12 protein-coding genes and 1 pseudogene are annotated in these 8,319 nt (G+C 64.3%); 3 read left to right on the top strand and 10 right to left on the bottom strand.

Annotated elements, in window-relative coordinates; genetic code table 11:
- Positions 1 to 414: QueG-associated DUF1730 domain-containing protein (locus tag EN750_RS09645; protein WP_127396278.1), on the bottom strand; the 414-nt coding region annotated here is incomplete at its 3' end.
- Positions 395 to 1,087, bottom strand: coding sequence for a glutathione S-transferase family protein (locus EN750_RS09640; protein WP_013528622.1), 693 nt, complete (start codon positions 1,085 to 1,087; stop codon positions 395 to 397). The genes EN750_RS09640 and EN750_RS09645, both read right to left, overlap by 20 nt.
- 160 nt (positions 1,088 to 1,247) lie before the next feature.
- Here EN750_RS09640 and EN750_RS09635 point away from each other — a divergent pair, with 160 nt between their 5' ends.
- Positions 1,248 to 2,054 (top strand): undecaprenyl-diphosphate phosphatase, encoded by an 807-nt coding sequence (locus tag EN750_RS09635; protein ID WP_127269760.1) that lies wholly within the window; start codon positions 1,248 to 1,250, stop codon positions 2,052 to 2,054.
- A 173-nt stretch (positions 2,055 to 2,227) separates the two neighbouring features.
- Here EN750_RS09635 and EN750_RS09630 read toward each other — a convergent pair whose 3' ends face one another.
- Positions 2,228 to 2,605, bottom strand: a complete 378-nt coding sequence (locus EN750_RS09630) for a YraN family protein (protein WP_127269758.1) — start codon at positions 2,603 to 2,605, stop codon at positions 2,228 to 2,230.
- Positions 2,598 to 3,527: a 16S rRNA (cytidine(1402)-2'-O)-methyltransferase gene (rsmI, locus tag EN750_RS09625; RefSeq protein WP_127396277.1), complete on the bottom strand. Its 930-nt coding sequence runs from the start codon at positions 3,525 to 3,527 to the stop codon at positions 2,598 to 2,600. The genes EN750_RS09630 and rsmI overlap by 8 nt, the downstream gene beginning before the upstream one ends.
- 134 nt (positions 3,528 to 3,661) lie before the next feature.
- Between rsmI and EN750_RS09620 the strand changes: the two genes are divergently transcribed.
- A complete protein-coding gene (locus EN750_RS09620) occupies positions 3,662 to 3,850 on the top strand; it encodes a hypothetical protein (protein WP_127269534.1) in 189 nt (62 codons plus the stop codon).
- Positions 3,851 to 3,923: 73 nt separating this feature from the next.
- Here the strand turns inward: EN750_RS09620 and EN750_RS09615 are convergent, their stop codons facing one another.
- From EN750_RS09615 to rph, 6 genes are all read right to left on the bottom strand, one after another.
- Positions 3,924 to 4,361 (bottom strand): EamA family transporter, encoded by a 438-nt coding sequence (locus EN750_RS09615; protein ID WP_127269533.1) that lies wholly within the window; start codon positions 4,359 to 4,361, stop codon positions 3,924 to 3,926.
- 23 nt (positions 4,362 to 4,384) lie between these two features.
- Complete coding sequence (locus EN750_RS09610) at positions 4,385 to 4,708, bottom strand: low molecular weight protein tyrosine phosphatase family protein (RefSeq protein WP_127396276.1); 324 nt, start codon at positions 4,706 to 4,708, stop codon at positions 4,385 to 4,387.
- Positions 4,709 to 4,712: 4 nt separating this feature from the next.
- Entirely contained in the window at positions 4,713 to 5,876 is a 1,164-nt protein-coding gene (gene hemW / locus EN750_RS09605; RefSeq protein ID WP_127396275.1) for a radical SAM family heme chaperone HemW, read from the bottom strand.
- Positions 5,873 to 6,520, bottom strand: coding sequence for an RdgB/HAM1 family non-canonical purine NTP pyrophosphatase (gene rdgB, locus EN750_RS09600; RefSeq protein WP_127318509.1), 648 nt, complete (start codon positions 6,518 to 6,520; stop codon positions 5,873 to 5,875). The genes hemW and rdgB overlap by 4 nt, the downstream gene beginning before the upstream one ends.
- Complete coding sequence (locus EN750_RS09595; RefSeq protein ID WP_127396274.1) at positions 6,520 to 6,930, bottom strand: VOC family protein; 411 nt, start codon at positions 6,928 to 6,930, stop codon at positions 6,520 to 6,522. Before EN750_RS09595 ends, rdgB begins: the two co-directional genes overlap by 1 nt.
- A gap of 258 nt (positions 6,931 to 7,188) precedes the next feature.
- A complete protein-coding gene (gene rph, locus EN750_RS09585; protein ID WP_127396273.1) occupies positions 7,189 to 7,905 on the bottom strand; it encodes a ribonuclease PH in 717 nt (238 codons plus the stop codon).
- A 198-nt stretch (positions 7,906 to 8,103) separates the two neighbouring features.
- Here rph and hrcA point away from each other — a divergent pair.
- A pseudogene (gene hrcA, locus EN750_RS09580) lies at positions 8,104 to 8,319 on the top strand (heat-inducible transcriptional repressor HrcA); the annotation flags it as partial.

Below are 8,319 nucleotides of genomic sequence, written 5' to 3'. Positions count from 1 at the left end.
GACGAATACCTTCACATCACCCCCGGCGCGCGCCACGATCTTGCCGGCGATCTCCTTCAGCCGCCCCTTCATCACATCGTGATAGTCGCGGTTTTGCGCATAGACCGAGATCGCGCCGGAGTCGCGCTTGGCCAGCAGCCCGCGCGGATCATGGTCGGGGCCATAGTTCATCGCCAGCACGATGATCGAGCGCACCTGCGGCCAGAGGGCCATTGGTTCACTGCGGCGTTGCAGCGTCTCGGCGATCCAGTCCATTGAGCCGTGAAAGCCATCGGCGACGAATTCGGCCAGGCGCGCCGGCGCCAGCGGGATCGCATCGGGGGAGGTGACGGCAACGGCATCGAAGCCGGCGCGCTGCGCCTCCGCGTCGATCAGCGCGCGCAGTTTTGCGGCGTCAGAAGTCGAGGTCCGCATAATGCGACACCGGTGACAGGCCGCGCACCCGGTCGGTCAAAAGCGGCCGGAAGGAGGGCCGCGACTTGACCCGCGTGTACCATTCGCGTGCAGCGCTGTGCTCGCGCCAGTCGATCTCGCCGAGATAGTCGAGCACCGACAGCGTCGCCGCGGCCGCGAGATCGGCATAGGTGACCCTGGAGCCAGCCAGCCAATGGCGGGTGCCGGCCAGCCAGTTGGTGTATTTCATGTGCTGGCGGATGTTGGCGCGCGCGGCACGGATCGCGCCCGAATCGGGCGAGCCGCCGCCAGCGGTTTCCGGCATGACCGGCTTCAGCACGCGCTCGCGCACCAGATGGCGGGTGACTTCACTTTCAGCCTTGTTGAGATACCAGTCGATGAGCCGGCGGATTTCGGCGCGCTGCATCGGGTCCTCGGCGAACAGCCGCTTGTCGCGCTTCAGCACGCCGCGCGTTTCATCGAGATATTCCGAAATCACCGTCGCGCCGACGATCGGCACGTCGCCTTCGGCCAGCAGGATCGGCAGCGTTCCGGCCGGGTTCAGCGCCAGGAACTCCTTGCGCCGGGTCCACGGCTTTTCCTCGATCAAAGCCAGCTCCTCGCCATACTCGCCGAATGCGAGGCGGACGAAGCGACAGGTGGCGAACATGGGATGGTGGAAAAGCGTCAGCATGGTTCCGCGATGATAAAGCGCACTGGCGAATCGCAGGGCGCACCGGTAAGTCTTGGCCGCCCGGTTAGCGGGCCGTCAGGGTGTTGCGACCTATAGGGGGACTTCAACGCCATGACAAGCAAGCCCTTCTGTCAGCCGTCACGCCAATGCCGAGGTAGCCATGGAAAGCCAGACCATCGTCGAAGCCCTGCTGCTCGGCCTGCTGGAGGGGTTGACCGAGTTCATCCCGGTGTCGTCGACCGGCCATATTCTGCTTGCCGGTCATTTCCTCGGCTTCCATTCGACCGGCAAGGCCTTCGAGATCCTGATCCAGCTCGGCGCCATCCTGGCGATCCTCAGCGTCTATTTCCGCCGCCTGTGGAAGATGCTGCTCGAACTGCCGCATGACCGGCTGACGCGGCATTTCGCCATCGGCATCCTGATCGCCTTCCTGCCGGCGGCGATCATCGGCGCGCTGGCGCATGATTTCATCAAGACGGTGCTGTTCGAATCGCCGAGGCTGATCTGCATCATGCTGATCATCGGCGGCGTCGTGCTGCTGGCGGTGGACCGCATGAACCTCAAGCCGGTCTACCGCGATGTCGAGCGCTTCCCGACCCGGCTTTACCTGCAGATCGGGCTTTTCCAGTGCCTGTCGCTCATTCCCGGCACATCGCGTTCGGGCTCGACCATCGTCGGCGCCCTGCTTTTGGGCGTCGATAAGCGCGCTGCCGCTGAATTTTCCTTCTTCCTTGCGATCCCGACCATGGTCGGCGCCTTCGCCTTCGACCTGTTCAAGAACCGCAACGTGCTGAGCAGTGCCGACCTGCCGATCATCGCCGTCGGCTTCGTCGCCGCCTTTGTCACGGCGCTCATCGTCGTGCGCTTCCTGCTCGACTACGTCTCGCGCAAAGGCTACGCGCTGTTCGGCTGGTGGCGGCTGGTGGTCGGCGGTGTCGGGTTGATGGCGTTGATGATCTGGGGGTGAGGAGTGGTCCGCGAAGCGGACGGAAAGCCAATTGCTTGGCTTTCCGAACGACGAACGGTGAAGGCCCGGTTCGCCTTCGGGCGGATCAAAAGGTCCGGTGGACCTTTTGAAGGGACTGAACGCCCGAAGGGCAGGGAGCCAGCGAAGGGCGAGCAACGCCCGTAAGTGGCCCCTCAACTCCTCCCGTAAAACGCGTTCTCGACATGCACCGGCCAGCGCCAGGGCAGCACCGCGACCATGTCGAAGCGCATCGACAGCCTGCCGTAGTCCGCTTGGCGCGACAGCCAGATGTCGGCCGCGCCTTCTATTCGACGTTCCGATTCGTGACCGATCGCCTCCATGGCTTCCATCAGCGTGCGCCGCGCCTTGACCTCGACGAACAGCACCAGATCGCCGCGCCGCGCGATCAGGTCGATCTCGCCGAAGCGTGTGCGGTGGCGGCGCGCAAGGATTCTGTAGCCCTTCATCATCAGTGCTGCCGCCGCCAGCCATTCGCCGCGATGACCGCGTCGATAGGCCTTTTGGCGGCTGACGCTTGGGCGCTCAGCCACTGTCGCTTTCTCCAGAAGTCTCCCTGAGGTCAAGCAGCCGCCGATAGAGGACCTGTTTCTGGCCGCCGGTCATCTTCGCGGCTTCCGCGGCCGCCTTGGAGGCCGGCATTTCGGCGGCAAGCGACAGAAGCAGACGGTCGATGTCTTCAGGCTCGTCGACCCTGGCCTCGGCCGGACCGACGCAGACGACGATTTCGCCCTTCGGCGTATCGGCCGCAGCATAGTGGTCGGCCAGCGCCTGCAGCGTGCCGGTTCGCATCTCTTCGAAGGTCTTGGTCAATTCCCTGCCGATAGCGGCCTTGCGCTCGCCGCCGAGCGCTTCGACCATGGCAGCCAGGGAGTCAGCCAGCCGGCGCGGCGATTCAAAGAAAATCAATGTCGCCGGCACGGCCTTCAGTGCTTCCAGCCGTGTCAGCCGCTGCCCTGATTTGACCGGCAGGAAGCCGGCGAACAGGAAGGCATCGGAGGGCAGGCCGGATGCCGTCAGGGCCGCCAGCGGCGCTGACGGGCCGGGGATAGGCACGACGCGAATGCCGTGGTCGAGCGCCTCGCCGACCAGCCGGTAGCCGGGATCGGATACCAGCGGCGTGCCGGCATCGGAGATCAGCGCCACGCTCTGCCCGGCCTGAAGTGCCGATATCAGCTTCGGCCCGGCCTCGCCGGCATTGTGTTCATGATAGGCCGTGGTGCGGCGGCGAATGCCGTAGCGGTCGAGCAGCACGCGCGACACCCGCGTGTCTTCGCAAGCAACGATGTCGGCGGCGGCCAGCGTCTCCAACGCGCGCAGCGTGATGTCGGCGAGATTGCCGATCGGCGTCGCCACCAGATAGAGCGCCGGCTCCAATGGCCGTGCCGCGATCTCGGTCTGCCCGACCACATAGCTGCGCTTGCTCGTCTCTGCGGTCACCGATGACTTCTCCATTCAGCCCTGTTTGGCACGGCTGACGCGGGCTTGCAAAAGCTGACGCCGATGTAAGGAATTCGCCTTTCCTTTGCCACAGTGGGGAACCAAACCGGCGTTGGCAGATTAGCCCCCTGATTCCGGAGGAGGACAGGATGGACAGCCTGAAGATACAGGACGCTTTCGAGCCCTACTATGCCGGCCGCAAGCGCGGTGCCGCGCCCAGGGACAAGCGCCTATCTGCCAAGACCGAGCACAGCCTGGCCAAAGAGCGAGCCGTGAGCGCTTTGCCGACCAACGTCAGGCTTTCCGACAACAAACCCGATAGCACGACGGAGCACTGACCGGACGATGCCCAATCGCTTCGATATCTTCATCACCCGTCTTGAAACAAAGAATGCCCGCAACGGCGCGCAACTAGCCTCGATAGGCGACCAGCACCGCGCCCGCCGCGATAAGGGCGACGCCAAGCCAATTCGCTCCGGACAACCGCTCGCCGAGAAAGGCCGCGCCAAACACCGCCACAAGCACGACGCTTAGCTTGTCGATCGGCGCCACCTGCGCCGCATTGCCGATCTTGAGCGCCCGAAAGTAGCAGAGCCATGACGCGCCGGTCGCCAGACCGGACAGGCCTAGGAAAGCCCAAGTCTTTGCCGAGATCGTGGCCGGCGACTGGAACTGGCCGCTGGCAAGCAGGATGGCACCGAGCACGATCAGGATGATGACCGTGCGGATGAAGGTGGCGAAATCGGAATTGATGTTCTCGATGCCAACCTTGGCAAAGATCGCCGTCAGGGCAGCGAACGCAGCTGAGAGCAATGCCCAGAATTGCCAGGAGGATACGGTCAGGTTCATGCCGGTGGCCTTTGCGGATGGTCTTAACCGAGATACCGTGAAACGCGTGCCTTCAGAAGGCCAATCAGCTCCAGGTCCATGAATTCATAGTTATCAGGTATATCGAGGCAGATCACACGGGCCTTCTTCAGGCTGGTCTTGAATTTCTTCTGCAGTTTGGTGCGGTGCGCCTTTTCCATGACGAAGATGATGTCGGCCCAGGCGACCAATTCATGCGTCAGCGGCGTGTCCGCATCGTGGTTTGTTCCCGCCGAGGCCACCTCGATATCCCGGCGCGTTGAAAACACCTGTTCGGCGGTGGGGCTGCGCAAGCGATTCTGGCTGCAGACAAAGAGCACGTTCTTCAAAGGGTTACCGCGCCAGATCGGCGACCACGGCGTCAAGCACGATCATGCCGGCGGCCGTGGCGCGCAGGCGCGCATTGCCGATCGGCGCCACCAGCCCCTCTCCCTGCAGCATCGACAGCCGCGCGCTCGACAGGCCGCGTCCGGAGAACGCCTCGTAGCGGGAGAGGTCGATGCCTTCGGCGAGCCGCAGGCCCATCAGCAGGAATTCGTCGGCCTCTTCCGAACGCGTCAGGATTTCGCCGCCGGTGACGCCATGGCCTTTGGCCTCGACCAGATTGGCCCAGGTTTCCGGCATCCGCTCGGCGATCGTCACCGTGCGGCGGCCATGCTCGACGAAGCGGCCATGCGCGCCCGGCCCGACGCCGACATATTCGCCATAGCGCCAATAGGTGAGGTTGTGCCGGCTCTCGGCGCCCGGCCTTGCGTGGTTGGAAATCTCGTAAGCCGGCAAGCCGTGCGCCGTAGTGATCTCCTGCGTCAACGCATAGAGGTCGGCGGCGTGGTCATTGTCGGGAATGATGAATTTCTTTGCCGCGTGCAGGGCGTGGAAGGGCGTGCCTTCCTCGATGGTCAGCTGGTAGAGCGACAGATGGTCGGCGGCATGGCCGATCGCCTGTTCCAGCTCCGATGCCCAGGCCTCCGGCGTCTGACCGGGGCGGGCGTAGATGAGGTCGAAGGACAGCCTTGGGAATATTTCCCGCGCGAGGCCGATGGCGTGCAGGGCCTCATCGACATTGTGCAGCCGGCCGAGGAAGCGCAAATCCTTGTCATTCAGCGCCTGCACGCCGAGCGACACGCGGTTGACGCCGGCTGCCCGGTAGCCGCGAAAGCGTTCGGCCTCGACCGAGGACGGATTGGCCTCCAGCGTCACCTCGATGCCGTCAGGCACAGTCCAGTTCTTCGCCACGGCGTCCAGAACCCTGGCCACGGTTTCCGGCTTCATCAGCGAGGGCGTGCCGCCGCCGAGAAAAACGCTGGTCACCTCGCGCGGCCCGGTGCGCTCGCGCATCGTCGCCAGTTCGGCCTCGAAGGCGGCGGCAAAGCGCTCCTGGTCGACCGGCTGGTGGCGGACATGGCTGTTGAAGTCGCAATAGGGGCATTTGGCCGCGCAGAATGGCCAGTGGACATAGACGCCGAAGCCGGGCGCCCGGTCGAGCAGCATGCTCATGCCGAGCCCAATCTCGCCTCGGCGAATTTCTGGAAGGCACGCGCGCGGTGCGACAGCGCCGTGGCCTGGCCGGGCTTCCAGCCATGCTTTTCCTCAGCGCTCATCTCGCCGAAGGTTTTCTCGAAGCCATCGGGCAGGAACACAGGATCATAGCCGAAGCCGAGTTCGCCGCGCGGCGGCCAGACCAGCGTGCCCTCGGCCTCGCCGCGATAATATTCCGCCTCGCCGTCGGGAAACGCCAGGCAGATGACGGCAACGAAACGTCCCTTGCGCTGTTGCGGCAAGGCGGCTCCGACTTCCTGCAGCGCCACTTCGGTGCGTTGCATGGCCATGCCGAAATCTCTGCTGCCATCCGGGGTTTCGGCCCAGTTGGCGGTGTAGACGCCGGGCGCGCCATCAAGCGCGTCGACGCATAGGCCAGAATCGTCCGACAGCGCCGGCAGGCCGGTCGCCTTGGCGGCGGCGAGCGCCTTGATGTAGGCGTTCTCCTCGAAAGTGGTGCCGGTCTCATCCGGCTCCGGCAGGCCATACTCCTTGGCCGACTTCGCTTCGAAGCCGAACGGCCCCATCAGGTCCGCGAATTCGCGCAGCTTGCCTTCATTGTGGCTGGCGACGACGATCTTCTTGCCATCAAGAGAATGCATCAAAGGCCCCAGATTCGTGGCTCGGCAAATTCGATCGAATTGCCCGAGGGGTCGCGTATATAGATCGAACGGCCGCCCTGCGGCCACTCGAATTCGCTCTCGATGGCGATCTTCTTTGCCTCCAGATGGGCTTTCCAGCCGGCGATTTCATCGCCGGTCGCCGTAAAGCACAGATGACCTTGGCCGACCGCGCCATGCGGCGGCACCGGCAGCCTGGCGTCAGGCGCCGGCGGGATCTTGGTCGCCTCGGCGTTGAAGACAAGCAGCACACCGGATCCGCAGCGGAAGAAGAGGTGGCGGCCGTCGACCTTGCCGAGGAGATTGAGGCCGAGGATGTCGGTGTAGAAGCTTTCCGCTGCGGGAAGATCGGTGACGTAGAGAGCGGATTCAAGGATCGCGGAGGGTGTCAAGAGGCGCCCCCCTCTGGCCTGCCGGCCCCGGCCCTTCGCTGCCGCTCTGGGCGTTCGTTGTTCGGAAAGCCAAGCAATTGGCTTTCCGTCCGCTTCGCGGACCACGCCTCACCCCCCTCAGGTGGGGAGATTGGCAGCTTTGTCGCGCACCCTGCAGCGCCGGAGATTGGCGAAGACCGAAATGGCATCCGATCTCCCCCCTTGAGGGGGAGATGGCCGGCAGGCCAGAGGGGGGCGCTCAAACTCGACATCTAAAAACTAAGCCACCGCCATCTGCTGCAAACTCACCAGGCGCTGGATGCCTTTCTTGGCCAGGCCCATCAAGTCCGCGAACTGCTCTTCCGAAAAGGGCTCGCCCTCGGCGGTGCCCTGGATCTCGACGATGCCGCCCTTGCCGGTCATGACGAAATTGGCGTCGGTGCCGGCCGCGGAATCCTCGACATAGTCGAGGTCGATGACCGGCTGGCCGTCATGGATGCCGCAGGAGATCGCCGCGACATGGTCCTTCAGCACCTTGGCGACGCTGGCCATCTGGCGCGCTTCCATCCAGCGCAGGCAGTCATACAGCGCCACCCAGCCGCCGGTGATCGATGCGGTGCGGGTGCCGCCATCGGCCTGGATGACGTCGCAGTCGACGGTGATCTGCTGCTCGCCAAGCGCCTGCAGGTCGACCACGGCGCGCAGGGAACGGCCGATCAGCCGCTGGATTTCAAGCGTGCGGCCGCCCTGCTTGCCGGCCGAAGCCTCGCGGCGCATGCGCTCGCCGGTCGAGCGCGGCAGCATGCCGTATTCCGCCGTCACCCAGCCCTTGCCGGAATTGCGCATCCAGCCCGGCACTTTTTCCTCGAGGCTGGCCGTGCACAGGACATGCGTGTCGCCGAACTTCACCAGGCATGAGCCTTCGGCATGCTTGGAGACGCCGCGCTCGAAGGAGATGGCACGCATTTCGTCGAATTGGCGTTTGGAAGGGCGCATTCAGGCTGCTTTCTTGTCATTTTTCGGAATCTTGGCCGGCTTGTAACCGCATGGGACGCGTGGCGCAAAGGAAAATGGCCTGACGATCTGACACAGACACCGGGTGATCCCACAAAGACACCCGGTGATCTCACACAGACACCGGGTTGCGCGGGTGCAGTGTAAGTCTGTATCCTTGGGCCGGAGGTTTTTGGCCGTATGACCAAGGCAGTCGATCCCGCTTCGCAGTCGCCCGCGCTCCAGTCGCTCGACATGCGTTCGCGCGACATCTTTCGGCGCATCGTCGATTCCTATCTCAAGGACGGCGAACCCGTGGGCTCGCGCAGCCTGTCGCGCATCCTGCCGTCTTCGCTGTCCCCGGCCACCATCCGCAACGTCATGAGCGACCTCGAGCATCTCGGCCTGATCTACGCG

Origin of the sequence: Mesorhizobium sp. M7A.F.Ca.ET.027.03.2.1, assembly GCF_003999175.1 — a bacterium.
Taxonomy (GTDB): domain Bacteria; phylum Pseudomonadota; class Alphaproteobacteria; order Rhizobiales; family Rhizobiaceae; genus Mesorhizobium.
Note: the sequence above shows the minus strand (reverse complement) of the source record. Positions and strands in the feature narration are given on the sequence as shown.

Coding starts and splice junctions, on each gene's coding strand:
- EN750_RS09640 (WP_013528622.1), bottom strand. CDS start 1,087: ATGCTGACGCTTTTCCACCATCCCATGTTCGCCACCTGTCGCTTCGTC.
- EN750_RS09635 (WP_127269760.1), top strand. CDS start 1,248: ATGGAAAGCCAGACCATCGTCGAAGCCCTGCTGCTCGGCCTGCTGGAG.
- rsmI (WP_127396277.1), bottom strand. CDS start 3,527: ATGGAGAAGTCATCGGTGACCGCAGAGACGAGCAAGCGCAGCTATGTG.
- EN750_RS09620 (WP_127269534.1), top strand. CDS start 3,662: ATGGACAGCCTGAAGATACAGGACGCTTTCGAGCCCTACTATGCCGGC.
- EN750_RS09615 (WP_127269533.1), bottom strand. CDS start 4,361: ATGAACCTGACCGTATCCTCCTGGCAATTCTGGGCATTGCTCTCAGCT.
- hemW (WP_127396275.1), bottom strand. CDS start 5,876: ATGAGCATGCTGCTCGACCGGGCGCCCGGCTTCGGCGTCTATGTCCAC.
- rdgB (WP_127318509.1), bottom strand. CDS start 6,520: ATGCATTCTCTTGATGGCAAGAAGATCGTCGTCGCCAGCCACAATGAA.
- rph (WP_127396273.1), bottom strand. CDS start 7,905: ATGCGCCCTTCCAAACGCCAATTCGACGAAATGCGTGCCATCTCCTTC.